Consider the following 20,458-nt stretch of genomic DNA (forward strand, 5'->3'; position numbering starts at 1 on the left):
ATCAGGTTTTTCCTGCGAACTCCTTCATTTTTCCGGCGATATACGGATCAAGAGGACGAATCTCGATCTGGGGTCTGGCAATGTAATATCCCTGGAATAAACAGATGCCGGAATTTAGTAAAAATACCAGTTCCTCTTCCGTTTCCACACCTTCTGCCAATACACAGATTTCGTTGCTGGAAGCAAAATCAAGCAGATTTTTTAATATCATCTGCCTTTTTGTATCCTTGTGTATCTGCCTTACCAGACTCATATCCACTTTAACAATCTCCGGCCTCATATGCAGAAGAACGGATTCGCTGTTATATCCGGTACCAAAATCATCCACAGCCGTCTGTCCCCGCCATTTTCTGGCCATAGCCATCTTTCTCTCCATGAGTTCCCTGCTGGCAGGTTCCCCCTCAGTCATCTCAATGACAATCCGGCTTAAGAGACCGCTAAAATTACGCTCCAGCTCTGCCTGTTCATCCTCGGTGATGCACACAGATGCAATGGAGTTAATAAACAGCTTTTCCATCTCTCCCAGATGGCCCTTCTCCAGTTCAGCTGCTGCTGCCTTTAAGCCTGCAAACCAGGTCAGTGACTCAATCTGGGGCAGCTTCGCCTGGGACCTTGCAAGGTTTAAAACTTCACCGATCCCCCTTAAATTTGTAAAATGAGGCCGCATCAGAAGTTCGTATCCATAGATACTGCCTTCCCGTGTCACAATCGGCTGAAAAACAAAGCTTACATCTCTTGTTTCCAGCATTCGGTTCAATTCTTCACTTCCTGTCAGCATATAGGAATTATGGGTATACTCATCAAGGTCAAATTCCCTTACATTGCCCTTCACGCTATGCTTTACCATATACATGGCAAAATCCGCATAATTAAACAGAGTTTCAAATTCCGCTGCATCATCAGGGTACCAGGACATACCCCCTGAAACCCGGACAGGAAGCATGTATCCGCCTTCCATATTGAGAGCTGCCTTCTGAATATACTTTATAAAATCACAGACATCCTTTCGTATTTTCTCCTTGCTGTCTCCATGTAAGTACGTCACAAATTCATCGCCGGAATAACGGGCTAAAATGCCCCTTCCGGCAAAGCTGTTCTTTAAACAGTCCGCAAACAGTATCAGATAACGGTCTCCTTCATCATGCCCATATGTATCATTGATATACTTTAAATTATCAAGATCCCACATGATGACTGCCCCATATTTCTCCTTCTGGGTTCTCATCACAAACTCCACCTGCTCCCGAAACGCCCTCCGGTTATACAGCTCTGTCAGCAGATCAAAATTACGTTCCCTTTCCAGCTTTTCCTTCTCCTGCACATCTGCAGTCACATCAGAGCATACGCCAAGAGTAGTTCCCGCCTTGGACTCATCTATGATCACCTGTACCCACCGTGTCCGGCCTTCCAATTCCAGGCTCTGAAACACACGGTCTCCCTTAATCCGCACGCCGGTAAATGTCTGGTCCATCAGCACTTCAAATTTTTCAACCTCCAGATACCGGTATGGTTCCTCTATCGTTCCCCAGCCAAGCATCTCAAAGAGAGACTGGCTGCAGAAAACCTGGTCTGCACCGTCTGCATATTCAAAAACTCCGATCATTACATTGGCATGGCGGAGGATACTGGAAATCTTTGATGAGGACATTTCCACGTCACGGCTTAACTGTTCAATGGTTTCCGTAAGATCATCAATCTCACGGATATGAACCCGTTTCAGCGCAAGCCCCCGGTTACCGGACTTCCCCTTTAATTCACCTGCAAGTCTCCGAATCGGTTCCGTCACAATCTTTCCGATGGCAAACGCTCCAAGCATGCTGAACAAGATGGGAACCAGCATGGTACTGACCAGCATGCGCCGGATTGCATTATAAAACGCAAGCAGATCCTTTTGCCTTGCCAGCCCCACAAGTACCCAGTCTTCATTTTCCATCACCCCGTTGTTTGCATATGCATCAAGGCTGTTAATGCTTGCATACCACTTTGTTCCATCGGAAGATTCAATCTCGCTGATTGATTTCTTCCTGTTGTCTGTATAAGCTATGTTCGCTGCTTCGTTGAAATACTGATTATAGAGATAGCCGGAATCAATCACAGGAACAATTTCTTTTGTCTCCCTGTTTCGGATTCCAAGGAGCCAGCATTCTTCAAAGCTGCTGTTGGTCTGTTTCTCTGACAAAATCTGTCCCAGCTGATTCAGCGTCATCTCCAGGCCCCAGACTCCCGCAACGGTTCCATCGTCTAAAATCACCGGTACAGAATAAGTAATAACAGGCATGTCTTTGGGGCTTAAGCGGAAAGGCGGGCTTAAATAAGCCTGTTTCATCGCATCATCCCCACTGGTTCCTTCCTGCAAAGCCATTCTGAGGGGTTTTTGGTAAAACTCACTGTTTTTTGAATCTTCCTCTTTGCCAAATCCGATTTCCCAGAAGGAGTCCAAAGGTATGTTATATTTTTCTGCCACAGATGGCAGCCCCCGTTCCATCAAAAGGGAAGAATTATCTGTTAAATACCCTCCCGGATTGGAACTGCGTATGTAAAAGCCTGCTTTCATACCGCTGGAACTATTGGCTGCTGCCGGCCCGTTAAGAACAAAAAAAACTCCCGTTGCATAACTCATATGAAGCATATCAATGGATTTTTCTATTATCTGTTCCACGATTTCGCGGTTTAACATATAATCATTTGAAATGTCAGGAGCACTGCACTGGTTTTTCTTCAGAATCTGCTCAATCTCATTGGAAACGAAAGCGGAATGATTCAGCATGACAATCCAGTGATGAAGAGTCTCCTTTTCCAGGCCCAGTCTGGTATTCTCTGCATTCCGGCTTAAAACGTGGATTTCATTATTCTTTAATTTAACAGAAACACCGCCGAAAAGCACCGTTCCGGCAATCACTGCAGCCTGCACAACCAGCAGGATCAACAGCGGTCCAAGCAAATGGTTTCGTATGGACTCACTTTTCTTTTCTTTCATAAACTACTCTCCGATGACTGCTTCCAATTGCCCCTTCGTGTCTTCATACCAGTTATTAAAATTCTCATCCGTTGTGAAATCTGCAACTGCCCGCTCTCTGTCAGCCCCCTGGCTTATCATCGTTTCAATCTTCTGGTAATCTTCTTTTGCCTTTGAAGCCATAGAAGTCTGAAGAATCTCTCTGGCGCGGTCTCCTCCCTTAAAAGGTTTGGAAGTATAAAGTCTGTACTTATTTGCCGTATCCAGACCAATGAGCAGGTTCTGGGATACTCCGCTGTTCTCGCCGGCTTCCTGTAAAAAAGGTTCCAGCAGGGATTCCTCGGCTGCCGCCTTTTTAACCGGCAGATACCCGGAGCCAATGGCAAACTTCATATTCTGCTTTGTGTCGGTAAACCACTTCAGAAAGCAGACGGCTGCATATTCCCGCTTCTCTTCTGATTTAAAAACCATCATACCTGCCCCCTGGGAAACAGCGCAGGGCACCGTCCCTGCAAAGCCGGGAAGGGGATAGAGTTTGCTTTCAATGGCATAGTTTGTCCCATCCTCAAGAGTCACAGAGGTTGGGAAATACGAGATTCCACTGGTAGCTCCTACAAATGCCACCAGCTGCCCGGTCTTTACATCATCGCTGCGAAATCTCCCGTAAGCGCCAAAATATCCGTTTACAAAGGGTATGTAGTAATTATCCCACAGTTTTCGCATTGCCTCTTTGTCAAAATCCAGCGTGGTTTTTCCGTCTTTCACAGAAAAAATCTCATGACCCAGCTGCAGACTTCCGATAATCATATAGTTGGCAAATGCATCTCTGCCAAAGAACGCTTTCCCGTCAGAAGGCTTTTGTGTCAGGCTGTCTGTCCATTTGTAATAGGCCTCCGATACCCTGGTAATTCCTTCCCAGGTAGAAAATGCATCTTCCGTTTCACCGGTTGCAGCGGCAAACTTCTCCCAGTCAGTCTTATTCACCGTAAGTATCTCGGTAGATTTGGCAATTGGAAATACTTTAACAGAACTGCCATCATCAAATCTGCCCTCTTCCATGTATGCATCCACATATTCTGATATCTCATCGGAGGTAAGGTAATTACTTAAATCCGCTGCCAGTCCCATACGGTCCACTTCATAGACCTTGTCCGCATAGGCAGAAAATACGTCAGGAAGCGGGTCCGAACCAACTCTGCGCTCAATACTGTCATTGATCGTGCTGCTCAGTTCATCAATGCTTCCTTTGTTATAAGCCTTAACTATAATTCCTTTTTCCCGTCCCTCATTTTCATTAAATGATCTGACCAGACTGTCAAATTCTTCCTTCTGGACACCATTATAATAATGCCAGATTGAGATTGTAACAGGGTCCCTGGAAGAAAGTCCATAGGGATCCTTTTTCTCGCATCCGGTAAGCAAAAATAAGCAGGAAGCAAAAGCAATTGGTACCATCCAACTCTTTTTCATAGGTTCACCTGCCTGTTACATGGGAATCTGGTCGTATTGAATCGCCTCTTTTATTTTACGTGCATGCAGTTTATCAACAAGTAATGCCAACAGCTCAATTCCCATGTCAAGTGCATACCCCAGCCCTCTGGCTGTCGTTATGTTGCCGTCTGTCACCACTCCCTGTTTCACCACAGTTGCTCCCTTTAATTCCTGCTCAAATCCCGGAAAACAGGTTGCTTTTTTTCCCTCCAGAATCCCAAGCCTGCCAAGAATACTGGGAGCAGCACAGATCGCAGCAATCCTGCGGTTATCTTCCTGTGCTTCCATCAGTGCCCGGACCAGTTCCTCATTTGCACCAAGGTTTCTGGTTCCAGGCATCCCTCCGGGAAGAAAGAGCACATCCCCGTCTTTTAAATCTGTCTGGGAAATCAATAAGTCTGCCTGAAGCTTTATTCCATGAGAGCCGGTCACATTCTTTTTGCCGGTTACCGACACCATTTTCACATCCTGGCCTCCTCTCAGCAGAACATCAACAACTGCAAGCAGTTCCACCTCTTCTGACCCATCCGCCAAAAATGCATAAACCTTACCCATATTAATCGTCTCCTTTCCAATTATGAAATGTACTGTTCATCGTAACCTTTATATAATCCACCAGATATCTCGTCTCCGCATCTTCTCCCTGAATTAGCCGGATCAGTGTGTCAGCAGCAGTCTTTGACTGGCCCTGATGGTCATTTAAAACCGTTCCTGCAATCTTTCCCTCTTTTATATAGCCCACTGTTTCCTGAAGCGCATCAACTCCCACCAGATAAACATCTTTACCAGGTGTCATTCCGGCTTCTTCCACCGCTTCCAGCGCTCCGTTTGCCATGGCATCATTGTTGCAAAATATCACATCAATTCTGGGGCCATATGTTGATAAAGCTTGTGCAGCCAGCTTTTTTCCTTCTTCCCTGTTCCAGTTGCCGGTACCGGAAAACAGCTCTTCCGTCTTCACTCCGGCATCCGTTAATGCCTTTATGGAATATTCCGTCCGGTAGCGGGCGGCATCACTGCCCGCCTCCCCCTTTATCATCACATAAGAAAGGATACCATCATGGTTTTTGTCACCCTTTCCCGGGTTCTCAAGAATAATCTCCCCCTGATAGGTTCCTGCCTGCTTAGAATCTGTCTCCACGCTGGAGACTGCCATGTGCTGTTCCTTCCACCGGTTTCTCTCTGACTCATCCGGCTCGCTGTTAATAAAGACCAGCGGAATGCCTGCCTGGCTGGAAGTATCTGCAATTCTTCCCGCTGCCGAAGCTTCCACCGGATTTATGATAATTCCGGCACACTTGCTGTCTATAAACTCTCTGATCTGTCGGTCCTGTTCTTTCTGGTCCCCTCCTGCATTGCGCATGATGACCTGGGCATGATAGGTCTCTTCTAGATATTGTTTGAGTTCGGACCGGTACAGCTTCATGAATGTATCATCATAGCGGTAAATGCTGATTCCGATCTTTGGTCCTTCTTCTGTCTCAATTCCCTCTGTACCGGCTTCTTTATCCGAACTTTCTGCAGGTTTTGACTGGCTTTTTTCCCCTGCACAGCCTGCTGCAGCCCCCGCTGCAAGAACCGCTGCGAGTACCAGAAAAAAGAAGGCTGTCCGCCTTATCAAGCATTTCATATTTTAATCTCCTGATTTTTACTGTATTTTCCATATTACCACGTTTTTCTTCTTTTTGCCACTATCTTCTATTTTTTATCCGATTGTGGTATACTAACCCTGTTTTAGAGTATAACACATGGAATCAGGAGGTTTTTTTCATGGAAATCGAGCGCAAATATCTGGTTACCAGTCCGCCGGAAAATTATGAATCATTTCCCCATCATCTCATTGAACAGGGTTATTTATCGACGGATCCCGTTGTCCGGGTCCGCAAAGAGGATGAGACCTATATACTGACCTATAAATCCAAAGGGCTTCTGGCAAGAGAAGAATACAACCTTCCCTTAAACGAAGACTCCTACCGTCATTTAATCAGTAAAACAGACGGCTGTATTCTTACAAAAAAGAGATATTTAATCCCCGTGGAGCACTCCGGGCATCTGACCATAGAGCTTGATGTCTTTGAAGGCCGCTACGAGGGGTTAATGCTGGCTGAGGTTGAATTTGACAGTCTGGAGGAAGCTCATGCCTTTACACCGCCATCCTGGTTCGGAAAAGATGTCACCTTATCAGGGGAATACCAGAACAGCCGGCTCAGCCAGCTGCCCTAATACTGGAAATAAGCGCCCTGACCGTTTTTTTTGCCGGACAGGACGCTTTTCTAGTAAGTATTTATTTTTTTGCAATATATTTTCTGATATCAAGAGCAATCGCAACTACAATAACGATACCCTGGGCAATGTACTGATAGTTGGTGTTGACTCCCAAATACTGGAGACATGTTTTTAAGATTTCAAAAACAAGAACACCGATTAAAACACCGGATACCTTACCGATGCCTCCGTTTACCGACACACCTCCGATGGTACATGCGGCAATTGCTTCCAGTTCCCATCCCATACCCATATTAACGGAAGATCCGCCGGATTTTGCTCCTACCAGGAAGCCACCCAGTGCGTAAAGTGCAGCAGCTGTTACATAGATAATAATCTTTGTCTTCTTGGTATTAACACCGGAAACTTCAGCTGCCTGCTCATTTCCGCCAATGGCGTACATGTATTTTCCATGAGGAGTCTTGTTATAAATGAACCAGATCACAAGTCCCACAGCAAGGGCAATTAAAAACAGGTAAGGTATAAAACCAAACAGTCTTCCTTTTGCTACCTCCGTATAGGCAGGACGGTAACCGCCGATTGGTGTTGCATTGGTATAAACAAGACAGGCACCGTATACAATCAGCTGCATACCCAGAGTTCCGATAAAAGCAGGAACCTGCAGATAGGAAATCACCAGGCCATTGATCAGACCGAAGAATGCAGCAACTAAGATACAGATCAGAAGCACTACAAACACCCACCAGATCCCAAAGTCCGGAAGATTGGGGAAAAATTTACCGCTGTAGCCTGGTTTCTGTAAAAGTGTACCTGCCAGACAGGCGGAAAGTCCTACAATACGTCCTGCTGAAAGGTCTGTACCTCTGGTAATCAGACAGCCTGATACACCGCAGGCAATGATAAAACGGGGTGCCACATTTAAGGCAATATTTTTTAGATTGTCAAATGATCCGAATGATGGTTGCTTAATTGCCGTAAGAATGGCAAGCAGGACGAGGACAACGATGATTCCATTATTTATAAGGAAATCCTTCAAATTTATCTTCTTAGCTGTCATGACTTAACCTCCTGTTTGGAATTATTTTCCGTTTTGTTTATGTCAAATTTAGTGGCAAATGCCATGATCTTCTCCTGGGTTGCCTCACTATCCTCTACTTCTCCTGTGATCCGTCCGCCGCACATAACAATAATACGGTTTGACATACCGATTAACTCCGGCATTTCAGAGGATATCATGATGATTGATTTTCCCTGTTTTACAAGTTCAATCATAATCTGATAAATCTCATACTTTGCGCCTACATCGATACCTCTTGTCGGCTCATCCATGATTAAAATTTCAGGATTGCTTGCCAGCCATCTGGCAATAATCACCTTTTGCTGATTACCTCCGGAAAGGGACTGGATCTGAGTCCTGTCACTTGGAGTTTTAATACTCAGCTTAGCGATGCTGTCCTTCACAACAGATGCTACTTTCTTTTTTTGAATGACTCCCGCTGTTGTATAGTTGCGGTAAGAAGCAATGGCTGTATTGTCAGAAATACTTAAGCATCCGAAGATTCCGTTACCTCTCCGGTCTTCCGTAATCATTCCGACGGAATCACCAATGGCATCCTTTGGGCATTTAATCTCAACTTTCTTTCCAAGGACCTCAACTTCTCCCCCGGAAATATTCCTCATTCCGAATATGGCTTCCATAAGCTCGGTTCTCTGGGCGCCTACCAGACCTCCGAATCCCAGAATCTCTCCTTTTTTCAGTTCAAAGGAGCAGTCCTGAAAGGAACGTTCATGAATACTGCTTAAATGGCTTACCTTTAAAACGGTTTCATCCGTCCGGTAATCATCTTTCGGAGGATAAACATTTCCCAGTTCTCTTCCTACCATCTGTTTTACAATTTCTTCATCAGAGATATCAGCCACTTCCCATGAACCGACATAAGTTCCATCCCGCATGATGGTGATGTCATCTGCAATCTGTCTGATTTCCGCCATTTTATGGCTGATATATATCATAGAAACTCCGCGGGACTTTAAATCCCTGATGATGCTAAACAGCGCTTCTACTTCATTATCAGTCAGCGATGAAGTAGGTTCATCCAGAATCACCAGCTTTGCATTCTGGCTTACTGCCTTTGCAATTTCTACTGACTGCATTTGTCCGATTGATAAAGTCCCAAGCTTCGCTTTGGGATTGAAATTCATTTTTACATCCTTTAACCATTTTTCCGCTTCCGAATTCATGGTTTTGTGATCGATAACTTTAAGCGGTCCTAATTTAAATATCGGATACCGTCCAAGATACATGTTCTCTGCAATAGAGCGAGCCGGTACCGGCTGAAGTTCCTGGTGTACCATGGCAAGGCCTTTATGAAGTGCATCATCCGGATTGGCAATACTCACCTTTGCACCATCAATCAGAACCTCACCTTCATCCATCTTGTATATGCCAAACAGGCATTTCATCAGTGTTGACTTACCTGCTCCGTTCTCTCCCATCAGAGCGTGAACGGTACCGGGACGTACTTTTAAATTGATTTTATCGAGCGCTTTGACGCCAGGGAAGGATTTGCTGATTCCAACCATTTCCAGTCTGTAATTCTCTGCCATCCCGCTTCTCCTTTCATTAATTCGTCCGTTTTTTTGGACATAAAGGGATACCTGTTAAGGTATTTCATTAATTCGTCCGTTTTTTGGGACATAAAGGGATACCTCTAACTTTTAAAAATCGGGTGTGCCTTACCGACACACCCGCTATTTGGGCTGCTGGAAATTATTTTTTTAATTTGTCAAGAGTATCCTGGGCATTGGCCTTGGTAACCTTGATATAGTCTACCATGTTAACGTTGTCAACAGATTCACCCTTTAAGAACTTAACAGCCATATCGCTTGCTGTCTGAGCCTGAGAGAAATGATCGTTAAATACGGTACCGGTCTGTTTGTCATCAATAACGTTCTGAACAGCTTCTGTTAACGCATCAACACCTACTAAATAGATGTCTTTGTTTACGGTACGTCCTGCTGCTTCGATTGCCTGAAGTGCACCAAGTGCCATAGCATCGTTGTTGCAGAAGATTACTTCGATCTGATCGCCGTACTGTGTCAGAGCATCCTGGGCAATCTGCTGTGCTTTTGCCTGATCCCAGTCACCACGCTGTTTTAAGAGTTCTTTTACTTTTACGCCTTTGTCAGTCAGTGCCTTTACAGAGAATTCTGTTCTGTACTGTGCATCTACGTTTTCCGGGTCACCCTGGATCATGATGTAGTTTACAACGCCGTCTCCGTTGATATCACCTTTGTTGGATGTTTCAAGAATTTCTTCTCCCTGATAGGTTCCGGACTGTCTTGCATCACATCCTACATAAGTTGCATTGATTTTTTCATCTTTCCATCTCTGCTCTTCTTCCGGATCTGGCTCACGGTTGATGTAAACAACAGGAATTCCTGCTTCTTTACACATATTTGTGATTTCAGGAGCTGATGAAGCCTGAACAAGATTTAAAATAAGTACGTCATATTTCTGGGTAATAAAGTTCTGGATCTGGTTGGTCTGCTCTGCCTGATCGCCCTTACCATCCTGAATTACTACATTATCTTTCTTAAAGCCCAGGTCTTCAGTTAAGTAGCGCTGAAGCTCTGTACGATAAAGTGTCATAAAGTTATCATCAAATTTGTAAATGGAAATACCAACTTTCTTGTCAGCTAAATCCCCGCCTACTGCATCCTTTACGGCTGCTGCAGTCGTTTCTGCTGCGCTGGTATCTTCCTTCTTTGTTTCTGCTGCAGTTGTTGCTGCCTCAGATGCAGCTGTTGTGGCCTTTGAGCTGGATCCGCAGCCTGCCATGGAAAATACCATTGCAGAAGCGAGACCTACTGCTACTACTTTTTTGAGTAATCTCATGATAAATCCTCCCTTATCATTATATAATTGTGTTCGATTAGTACTTTTACCTCATCGACAAGCACATTATAGCTTTATTTTGTGCACTATTCCATATAATTTTCTTGGTATATGTATCGATTTTTTTAGATTTTTCATGATTTACTCGATTTTTTTATAGTTTTTTATTGATAAATGACAGTATTTCCATTTTTCTATTTGGCAGTCAGGGTATTCTGTCTGCATTCATAATACTTATCCCTGCTTAATTCCACTGTTTCCTGTACATTTTTACCAAGAGACTCCGCTGCCGCAATTTTAAAGATCACTCCGGCATACTCATCACTGTTACACTGTACCGTTCCAAATAGTTTTCCTTCCCGCACTCCTTCAATCCCCTGGGGAGTTCCGTCAATCCCAACCACCTTGACCGGTCTGGCACTTCCTTTCCGCCCAATGGCATCTGCTGCTCCCAAAGCCATATCGTCATTGTTGCAGATTACCACCTCAATTTCATCCGGATACTGGGTCAGCCATTGCTCCATCCAGGCAGATGCCTGGCTTCTGTCCCAGTTTGCGATGGCACCTGTAATCTTTTCCAAAGGCACGCCTCCATCCTTTAAAGTCTGAATGGACCATTCGGTTCTGATGAGAGAATCCTGATGGCTGCTCTCCCCTTCCAAAAGGACATAGTTCACCTTACCGTCTCCGTTTAAGTCAAGAGAAGAGGGATCAGCCTTGTAAGCATCCACCAGCATATTCCCCTGAAGTGTGGCGGACTCTTTCGCATTTTCCCCCACATAATAAAGCTTCTCCCAGCGACGCATGTCCTCTTCCACCGGCTCTCTGTTAAAAAATACAACCGGCAGATCTGCCTCCATTGCTTTCCCGATAATATTTGATGCAGCCGAACGGTCGACCATATTGACACAGATTGCATCATACCCCAGAGAAATAAAACGGTCTACCTGGCTGTTCTGGGTATTCTGGTTTCCCTTCGCATCCACAATTTCCATAACAACCTTAATTCCGGTATCCTTTTCATATTCCTTCGCCTGTTCTTCCAGTTTCCCCCTTATGGTATTAATAAAGGAATCATCTCCCCGGTATAAAGTCACTCCGATGCGAACCGCCTTATTCGCCTCCTTTTTTCCTGACTTATAATTCAGATAAAAGGATCCCACAACAATAACAGATAAAAGAATAACAGCTGCCAGCACTCCATATTTTTTTTTCATTTCTTTTCCCCCATTCAGTCAATCGGATATAAGATTTTTTCAAATTTGCTCTCTCTTAAATCTTCTCTTCGGATATAATAAGAATCCAGTATAATCTGTTCTTTCTCAAATCCTCTGTGGACCGACTCAACCGCTTTTTCAATGCTTCTGTACCCCGCATCAAACTGGTCGCTTACCACCAGCCCTTTTATCACCCCGTTATCTAAATCTGTCAAAAGCCTGGTGGTACTTCCTACCCCGTAAAGACCGTCCACGTAACTGCCATAAACCGGACTTCCTGCAATAATCTCCGCTGTTTCATCCAGACTTTTCGCGTCAATTGCCGCTATAATTACTTTTTCGCCGCCTGGATAAACCAGCCCCTCTATTGCCTTTTGGAACGTCTCTCCCATTGTTTTTTTATAAATTTTTACTGTAAAACCGGCATTCTTTAATTCACTTTCTGCCCCTGAATAAATCTCCCGGTTGTAACCATAGTCTATCCCATCCATGAAGATCCATACCGGCTTACCAGGAGAATTTTCTCTGGCAATTGCCTGGCCAAGCAGCCGTCCCTGCTCTTCGAAATCAGGGGCAATCCCGCTTTTTACTCTCTCGTTTGGGATCAGATTGCCCACAATAACAGCCGGACAGTTTAAAACCATGTCATCCATCTTTCTGGCGCATTCTTCCGGTTTTACCGGAACTAAAACGACAGCTGACGCTCCGTCGTTAATTTCCCGTTTCACAAGTTCCAGCTGCTGATCCTGGTCTCCCTTTTCATAGAGTGTAAGAAAACTGACGTCAACATTGTATTCTTCCGCCGCCTTATCAACACCTTTTCTGAAATTCCCAAAATAATCATCAGAGGTATCGCTGATAATGACGGAAATAGGGTAGATTTCAGTTTTCTTTTCCTTAATAATCAAATCTGTGGAGGACAAAAGGAACAGGATCACAAGCACCACCGGTAAAAGAACCCACAAAATTTTTTCCTGTTTTGTCATGACCGTTTCTCCCTTTCTAAGACGGAATCATAGGGAACTGCCGGAAGGAGAATGGTGATGGTCGTCCCTTCATCAGGCTCCGAATCAATGGTAAGACCGTATCTCTCTCCAAAATAAAGCTTGATTCTTTCGTTTACATTCTTCACTCCGATTCCGGACCCCTTTGCAGATGTAACATGCACCGCATCGGAAAAGAGACTTTGTACCTGATCCTCTGTCATACCCAGACCATTATCGGAAACCCTGATAATAAGATCTTCTCCCTTTCGCATCACCGATAATTTAATCTCCCCCTCTCCATCCATGAATTCCATGCCGTGATAGATGGCGTTTTCCACCAGCGGCTGCAGAATCAGTTTTAAACTGGTTAATTCCATACATTCTTCCTCTGCCTGTATTTCATAGGAAAATTTATTTTTGAAACGCATATGCTGGATCATTAAATAGCTTCTCACATGCTCCAGTTCATCCCGGACTGTAATGACGCTTTTTCCTTTGCTTAAACTGATCCGGAAAAAACGTGCCAGTGCCGTCACTGCCTTAACCGCTTCGTTCTTCTGTTCATTTTCAATCATCCAGACAATTATGTCCAGGGTATTATATAAAAAATGGGGATTGATCTGTGATTGCAGGGTGTCAAATTCCTGTTTCCGTTTGGCTTCATGCTCCGTTACAATATCGTCCATGAGGACGCGGATCTGGATTGCCATATTCTTAATGGAATTACCCAAATGCTGAATTTCATAAGAGCCTCCGATGGAAACTGCTGTTTCCAAATCCCCCTCTTCCAGGATTCCTACGGATTTTTCCAACTCCTTGATTGGATTTGTAATACGAGATGAGATATAGGAGTTGATCAGTACAAGTATAAACAATATGAGAGTAATCATGAACACTATAAAAAGCCTGGTTTTAATGGTATTTAAGGAAACCACACTTTTAGGAGTAACCCCCACAATCTTCCAGCCTGTATAGCCAACGGATTTCACCGTTATGATTCTGCTTTTACCTTCAAAAACCTCCCGGTGTATTCCGTCCTTATAGCCGGAGGCGATTTTGTTATTTTCCTTCATCCGTCCTGAATCAATGAGCTGGATTCTGGGATGATAAAGAATGTCTCCATCACTGGCAATTAAGTAGACATAGCCTCCCTTCCCTGTGGTGACTCCGTCAAATAAATGTTCCAGACTGGAATAGCTTAAATCCACCAATAGGACTCCCTGGGTGGTAGATGTTCCTTCCGTAAGCTCCACTGCCCTTGATAAGGAGATCACCCAGCGGTACTGGTTTTCATTATTTTCAAATATATACTGGACGTGCGGATCGGAAAAATGCTGGTTTTCCGTTTTTTCCAGAGCATTGGCAAACCATTTTTCGCCCGTTATGTCAAGACTGCTTTTCAGCCTTGCCGCAGGGACGGATTCCACCATTGCTCCGCCCTGGGTAAAAAGGGCAATGTTGTCCACATTGTCTTTATTGTTGTCATACAGAAGGGTGATCTCATTATTAATGGACTGGGAAGAAAGGTCCGCATTTTTCACGGCCCCATAATAAAGGGAATCAGAAAGCTTCATGACTGTCCGCAAATAGGATTCCACAGATCTCGCCACCTGATTGATCAGACTCTGATTCTCCTCCTGGACCACCTCTGCGACCTGCGAGGAAAGGCGCTGGTATAAGGACAGGGTAATCAGCAGGCCTGCGGCAAGTGCCGTTATGGTAAAATAAACGAAAATTGTATAACGGATGCTGTTATTCTTTTTTTCCATTACCTCACTCCGCGAAATTTAGTTGGTGATACGCCAAATTTCTTTTTAAAAACATAACTGAAATAGTTTTGTTCCTGATATCCTACCTTTGCCGCAATGACATAGGTTTTGTCTTCTGTTTTATTTAACAGTTCCACCGCTTTATTCAAACGCAGATCGGTCAGATAGGCGATGTAGGCCTGTCCGGTCTCCTTTTTAAACAGGGTTGAGAAATAAGCAGGGCTCATATGCAGATGGCGGCAGATCATCTCCACGGATAAATCCGGATTCTGATAATGGTCCATAATGTACTGTCTCGCCTCCTGAATCACCTGTCTCGTGGTAAGATCACGTTCCTGATTAATTGCCTGGTTGATTTTCTCCGCAGCCTTATAAAGCCATGACCCAAATTCTCCTTTTTGTATCTTGTCAAAGACTGTCATGGACTCTAAATCTCCGCCCATGATATCTTCCAGATCAAGATCGTACTGCTGTACCATCTGTATCACACTGTTCAGCACACCAAACATATATACCTGCTGCTGTCTGAAATGTACTTTCGCAGATTCCATCTTCTGTATAATCTGTGTCACGGCTGCTTCAATCTTTTCAGCCGGCCCAAATTTTACAGCTGATATAAGATCCGCCTCCGAGACGCTGTCAAACTCCAGTTTCCCGCTTGCTACCGGCTCCATATCGTTGATGTAGATGGTACTGCCCTTTCCTGCTATCGCCTTATAGCCAAGAGCATCAATTGCCGACTGATAAGCGTACGGGATATTGGATAATTCCTCGCAGCTGTGGCCGATACCTATGGTGACGGGTACCTCCAGAATTCTCCTGGTTTCCTTACAGATATCTCCAAGCACGTCGATCAGACCGGTGATGGAATCCTCATCGAGGGCTACCACTACAACCATCTCAGCCTCTAAAACAGACTGAAACATTGCAAATCTGCAATACCCTTCCAGTTTCTCCCTGATAATCTGCATGACGGAAACCGGAATCAGTTCCTCTTCCCTATGAAGCGTCAGAGTGTCGCCCACTTCCCCTCTTTCCACAGCCACCGCCGCTATAATCCATTTCCAGGCGCCTGCGATTGGGATATCATATTCTTTCAGCTTCTGCTCCGCAATTTCATTGGAAAGATTCTTGTGTACCAGATCATTAAAAAACTGTTCCCGGAATACAGGAAGGCTCTTCCTGTAGTTTTCCCTGAGCCGGCTTATATTCCGCTTTTCTTCAATTTCCCGGTCAAGATTGTTTTTAATCCTCTTTAAAATGGAAGTAAGCTCCTCTACATTTACAGGCTTTAAAATGTATTCGGTCACATTTAATTTGATTGCTTTCTGGGCATATTCAAAATCGTCGTATCCGGAAAATATAACAACCTTCATGGAAGGGTAGCGCTGCCGGATTTTTTCCGCCAGTGCCAGTCCATCCATATAAGGCATCCGGATATCCGTTAAAACCACGTCCGGCTCCAAGACTTCGATTTTTTCAATGGCATCTTCCCCGTTTTCCGCATCACCCACCACTTTAAAACCGGCTGACTGCCATTCAATTTTCTTAATAATGCTTTTACGGACTTCCTCTTCGTCATCCACCAAAATAATACTGTATAAATCCATGCTGTTTACCCCTTTAAGAAACAATGATGTTATGAAATCTGATAAAGCATTGCATTTACAATTGCTGCTGCCACATTACTTCCGCCTTTTCTCCCTCTTGCCACAATATAGGGCACATCTGAAAGCGATAAAATCATCTCTTTGGACTGAATCACATTGACAAAGCCCACCGGAACGCCGATGATTAACCTGGGCTTTATAATTCCTTCCTGTATCAGCTCATGAAGATGCACCAGCGCTGTAGGTGCATTACCAATGGCAAAAATGCATTCCTTTGAAAGTCTGGCAGCCTTATCCATGCTGGCATGAGCCCGTGTGGTCTGCCTGTTTTTCGCATCTTCAGCCACATCTTCATCTGCCATAAAGCAGTGGACACTGCTTCCCGCCCGTTCCAATGCCTTTTTATTGATTCCCGCTTTTCCCATATTGGTATCGGTGATTACCGGAACGCCTTCCTTTAATGCCTCTATTCCAAGTTTAACCGCATGGGGGGAAAATATCAAATGATCGGCATAGTCAAAATCTGCTGTTGTATGAATCACCCGTTTGATTACCAGTTCCTGTTCCGGATCCAGTTTCTTATCTCCCAGCTCCTGTGTTATGATTTCAAAGCTTCTCTTCTCAATTTCCTCGGGGCGAACCCGTTCCAGTTCTCTAAACTCCATTCTTTCCTCCATTGTCTTTCGTCAACCCCATAAGGCTGTAAATCCGGTCCATATCAAGACTCTCCCGCAAAAGATCTGCCAGTCTGTCATACTGTTTTTCTTTATATTGCTGATAGCTGACAGCCGTTCCCGGCTGGCTGGCAAGTCCTTTCTTCTTTCTCAGCGCCGTTACAATGGTATCTGCAATGTTCTCACTGTCAAAGAAACCGTGAATATAGGTTCCGTATACATTCTTTCTCTGGCATCCATCCATTTTTGCCAGATGGGAGCCGGACTGGCTCTCCATCACATAGGCTAAAGGAGGCAGTGCGCGCTCTGTCTGTCCCATATGAATCTCATAGCCTTCTATATTCATTCCTGATAAATCTTCAAAAATCCCTTCCACTGCCGTACAGGCACCTGTCACTCTTGTTCTGGTTTTTTCTGCTCCGAACATAGTCCTTACAGGCAGCAGTTCCATACCGCGAACGGAGGATCGGCCGGAAGAAGATTCCACTGCCAGCGGATCCTTTAACTGCTCGCCAAGCATCTGAAACCCTCCGCAGATTCCAAATACCGGAACCCCTGATGAGACCAGCTTTAATATCCCGGCCTCCAGACCATTCTGCCGCATCCAGAGAAGATCTTCAATGGTATTCTTACTTCCCGGCAGAATTACCAGATCCGGGTTTCCCAGGCTTGAAACAGAATCCACATAGCGAAGCGCCACCGAAGAAATTGTAGAGAAAACAGAAAAATCCGTAAAATTTGAAATTCTGGGGAAACGGATGACCGCTATTTCCACATCGGCCCGCTCTGACTTTCCTGTATTACATAAATGATTTCCCAGGCTGTCTTCGTCTTCAATATCCACATCCATGTACGGCACCACTCCGGCGACCGGTATGTGAAGCCGTTCTTTAATCATGTCAAGTCCTGGTTCTAAAATAGTTTTATCACCGCGGAATTTATTTACAATCAGGCCGCCGATTCTGGCCCTCTCATCCGACTCCAAAAGCATAACAGTGCCGTAAAGCTGGGCAAATACACCGCCTCGGTCAATATCTCCCACCAGCAGCACCGGCGCATCTGCCATCTTTGCCATACCCATATTGACAATGTCTTCCTGTTTTAAATTGATCTCTGCAGGACTTCCTGCCCCTTCAATTACGATAATGTCGTATTCCTCTGACAGCTTGTCAAATGCTTTTTTTATCTCCGGTATCAGGTTCTTTTTATATGCAAAATACTCTTTCGCAGGCATATTTCCAATGGATACACCATTCACAATTACCTGGGAACCGGTATCATTGGTGGGTTTTAACAGTACCGGATTCATGGCTGCCAAAGGAGTTACGCCTGCAGCCTCAGCCTGCACAACCTGTGCCCTGCCCATCTCCAGTCCTTCCTCTGTAATAAAGGAGTTAAGTGCCATATTCTGGGATTTGAAAGGTGCAACCCGGTATCCGTCCTGCTTAAAAATCCGGCACAATCCTGCCGTAATCAGGCTTTTCCCCGCATTGGACATGGTCCCCTGAATCATGATTGTCTTTGCCATGCTCTCATTCTCCTTTTGTCAGTATGGATTTTAATACTGCAAGAAATGCATCATTTTCTCTTCTCTGCCTGATACAGATCCGGTAATAGGTATGATTTAAACCTCTGTAATTGGAACAGGAGCGGATCAGTACCTGCCGGTCAAGCAATTCCCTGTATAATAGCTTTTCCTCATCCTGTGCTTTCTTTCTTGTATCTTTAAAAAACAGATAATTTGCCATGGAATCAAAGACAAGAAAACCCAGATCACGAAGGTTTTGTTTTAAGTATTCCCGCTCACAGATAATGAGCCGCCTGGTTTCTTTCACATATTGCGTTTCACCAAGGGCTGCCTCTCCGGCTGCCTGGGCGAGAGAAGAAACACTCCAGGGCTGTCTGATCCGGTTCATGGCTTCTATCGTCTGTTCTGCGGCGGATATGCCATACCCAAGACGGAGACCTGCCATAGCATAAATTTTTGTAAATGCTTTTAATACAAACACATGGTCATAGCCGCCAGATGAAATCACATCCAGTACGGAATAAGCCTCAGGGTCATCAAGAAATTCATTAAAGCATTCATCCACTACACAGAAAATTCCTTTTTCCCCGCAAAAATCCAGAAGTTCTTTCATTTCTTCTTTTTCAAGTGCAAATCCGGTTGGATTGTTGGGATTGCACAGAAACATCATTTCAATTCCCTGACCGCTTAATTTAAGCCATTCTATTAATGGTTTAACGGATAAATGAAACCCGTCAGCCTCCATTAAATCATACCATACAATCTCTGCAAAAACAGTCTCTAATGCCTGTTGGTATTCCAGAAAGGACGGCGCGATTAAGAGAGCCCGTCCGGGTCTTTTAACCTGCACAATCTGAAAGATTAAATCCGCAGCTCCGTTACCGCAGATAATATGCTCTTTAGAAAATCCATGAAATGATCCAAGCTCTGTCCTCAATTTCCCGCAGCGGCTGTCCGGATAGCAGGAGCAGTCATCAACTGCCTGCAGAAGTGCTTTTTTAACGCCTTCCGGAAGGCCAAGCGGATTGATGTTGGCTGAATAATCCATAGTAACGCGATTGGTGTAAATGTCTCCGCCATGCTGATATTCCATTTTTATTTCTCCCATTTTTATATCTTCTAAAAAGTGATAAAGAGCAGAATTCCAACAGGGATAAGTGCCAGTATGTATGTAACCGTCATCAGTCTGTTGGCTCTTAAGATGTCTTCATACTCCACCGCCCTCACCGGATCTCCTATGACAGGTTTTTCATATAAGGTTCCAAAATACCATGCATTTCCAGCCAGCTCTATCTGTAGAATCCCAGCACAGGCTGATTCGGTCTGCGCGGAATTAGGACTTTTGTGGTTAAAACGGTCACGTTTAAAAATACGGAGTCCATTCCTTCCATTATACTTTCCTCCATAAAACAATTGGCATAAATAACCTGCCGCCAGCATGAAAAAGGCTGATAATCGGGCCGGAACAAAGTTAACCAGATCATCAAGCTTTGCTGCACACCGCCCAAACCAGAGATACCGGTCATTTTTATAGCCTACCATGGAATCCATGGTGTTAACTGCCTTATAAAGAAATACACCGGTCCCTCCAAAAAGTGTCATGAATATCAAAGGAGCGATCACTCCATCGGAGGTATTCTCCGCTACGGTTTCCACTGTGGCCTTTGTAATACCCATATCTGTAAGATTTTTTGTATCTCTGCCCACTATCATGGATACTGCCTGCCTCGCTTCTTCCGTATCCTGTTTTAAAAATGCACGGTATACCTTCATACTCTCTTTTCTTAAAGAATGCCAGGCCATCATCTGATAACACATAATGCTTTCCACAGCGAGCCCGGCTATGGGGGAAAGGCTGTAGGAAACAGACAAAAGACCAAAGGAAAAACCACCTGCTGCAAGAAGCACCAGTAAAACCAGACATACACCTGCCTGTCTTTCCCCTGTTTCATCTTTCGGGAATACAGACCGCAATTTTTTCTCCAGCCAGCTTATCAGGTTTCCAATTCCGCATACGGGATGCCACAAAAATAACGGATCTCCAAAGCACGCATCCAGAAAACAGCCAATCAGTACCGCAGTTATATGATAGTTAAACATAAG

16 protein-coding genes are annotated in these 20,458 nt (G+C 44.6%); 1 reads left to right on the forward strand and 15 read right to left on the reverse strand.

Going from position 1 to position 20,458, the window contains the following annotated elements:
• Position 1: 1 nt before the first annotated feature.
• From DS742_RS16880 to DS742_RS16895, 4 genes are read right to left on the reverse strand one after another with little or no spacing between them, the layout of a single operon-like run.
• Positions 2-2,977, reverse strand: a complete 2,976-nt coding sequence (locus DS742_RS16880) for an EAL domain-containing protein (RefSeq protein WP_117418153.1) — start codon at positions 2,975-2,977, stop codon at positions 2-4.
• Between the two features lie 3 nt (positions 2,978-2,980).
• A complete protein-coding gene (locus DS742_RS16885) occupies positions 2,981-4,426 on the reverse strand; it encodes an extracellular solute-binding protein (RefSeq protein ID WP_117418154.1) in 1,446 nt (481 codons plus the stop codon).
• Positions 4,427-4,441: 15 nt separating this feature from the next.
• Positions 4,442-5,002 carry a DJ-1 family glyoxalase III gene (locus DS742_RS16890; RefSeq protein ID WP_117418155.1) on the reverse strand — a complete coding sequence of 187 codons (561 nt, stop codon included), beginning with the start codon at positions 5,000-5,002 and terminating at the stop codon, positions 4,442-4,444.
• Position 5,003: 1 nt separating this feature from the next.
• Positions 5,004-6,077: a galactose ABC transporter substrate-binding protein gene (locus tag DS742_RS16895; RefSeq protein ID WP_117418156.1), complete on the reverse strand. Its 1,074-nt coding sequence runs from the start codon at positions 6,075-6,077 to the stop codon at positions 5,004-5,006.
• A 140-nt stretch (positions 6,078-6,217) separates the two neighbouring features.
• Between DS742_RS16895 and DS742_RS16900 the strand changes: the two genes are divergently transcribed.
• Positions 6,218-6,670 carry a CYTH domain-containing protein gene (locus tag DS742_RS16900; protein ID WP_117418157.1) on the forward strand — a complete coding sequence of 151 codons (453 nt, stop codon included), beginning with the start codon at positions 6,218-6,220 and terminating at the stop codon, positions 6,668-6,670.
• Positions 6,671-6,731: 61 nt separating this feature from the next.
• On the opposite strand, the gene DS742_RS16905 is transcribed toward DS742_RS16900, so the two are convergent.
• From DS742_RS16905 to cbiB, 11 genes are all read right to left on the reverse strand, one after another.
• On the reverse strand, positions 6,732-7,730 hold the full coding sequence (locus tag DS742_RS16905; protein WP_117418158.1) for a galactose/methyl galactoside ABC transporter permease MglC: 999 nt from the start codon (positions 7,728-7,730) through the stop codon (positions 6,732-6,734).
• A complete protein-coding gene (locus tag DS742_RS16910; protein WP_117418159.1) occupies positions 7,727-9,280 on the reverse strand; it encodes a sugar ABC transporter ATP-binding protein in 1,554 nt (517 codons plus the stop codon). The genes DS742_RS16905 and DS742_RS16910 overlap by 4 nt, the downstream gene beginning before the upstream one ends.
• A gap of 163 nt (positions 9,281-9,443) precedes the next feature.
• On the reverse strand, positions 9,444-10,571 hold the full coding sequence (locus DS742_RS16915; protein ID WP_117418160.1) for a galactose ABC transporter substrate-binding protein: 1,128 nt from the start codon (positions 10,569-10,571) through the stop codon (positions 9,444-9,446).
• A gap of 194 nt (positions 10,572-10,765) precedes the next feature.
• Positions 10,766-11,788, reverse strand: a complete 1,023-nt coding sequence (locus DS742_RS16920) for a galactose ABC transporter substrate-binding protein (RefSeq protein WP_117418161.1) — start codon at positions 11,786-11,788, stop codon at positions 10,766-10,768.
• A gap of 14 nt (positions 11,789-11,802) precedes the next feature.
• Entirely contained in the window at positions 11,803-12,774 is a 972-nt protein-coding gene (locus tag DS742_RS16925) for a substrate-binding domain-containing protein (protein ID WP_117418162.1), read from the reverse strand.
• Positions 12,771-14,543: a sensor histidine kinase gene (locus DS742_RS16930; RefSeq protein WP_117418163.1), complete on the reverse strand. Its 1,773-nt coding sequence runs from the start codon at positions 14,541-14,543 to the stop codon at positions 12,771-12,773. Before DS742_RS16930 ends, DS742_RS16925 begins: the two co-directional genes overlap by 4 nt.
• Positions 14,543-16,153, reverse strand: coding sequence for a response regulator transcription factor (locus DS742_RS16935; RefSeq protein ID WP_117418164.1), 1,611 nt, complete (start codon positions 16,151-16,153; stop codon positions 14,543-14,545). The genes DS742_RS16930 and DS742_RS16935 overlap by 1 nt, the downstream gene beginning before the upstream one ends.
• A 29-nt stretch (positions 16,154-16,182) precedes the next feature.
• Entirely contained in the window at positions 16,183-16,818 is a 636-nt protein-coding gene (locus DS742_RS16940; RefSeq protein ID WP_170313496.1) for a precorrin-8X methylmutase, read from the reverse strand.
• Positions 16,808-18,355, reverse strand: coding sequence for a cobyric acid synthase (locus DS742_RS16945; protein ID WP_117418166.1), 1,548 nt, complete (start codon positions 18,353-18,355; stop codon positions 16,808-16,810). Before DS742_RS16945 ends, DS742_RS16940 begins: the two co-directional genes overlap by 11 nt.
• Before the next feature lie 4 nt (positions 18,356-18,359).
• A complete protein-coding gene (locus DS742_RS16950; protein WP_117418185.1) occupies positions 18,360-19,448 on the reverse strand; it encodes a pyridoxal phosphate-dependent aminotransferase in 1,089 nt (362 codons plus the stop codon).
• A 26-nt stretch (positions 19,449-19,474) separates the two neighbouring features.
• The gene (gene cbiB, locus DS742_RS16955; protein WP_117418167.1) at positions 19,475-20,455 is read right to left on the reverse strand and encodes an adenosylcobinamide-phosphate synthase CbiB; all 981 of its coding nucleotides are present in this window, start codon (positions 20,453-20,455) and stop codon (positions 19,475-19,477) included.
• Positions 20,456-20,458: the final 3 nt, after the last annotated feature.

This window comes from Lacrimispora amygdalina, from assembly GCF_003432035.1.
Taxonomy (GTDB): domain Bacteria; phylum Bacillota; class Clostridia; order Lachnospirales; family Lachnospiraceae; genus Lacrimispora; species Lacrimispora amygdalina.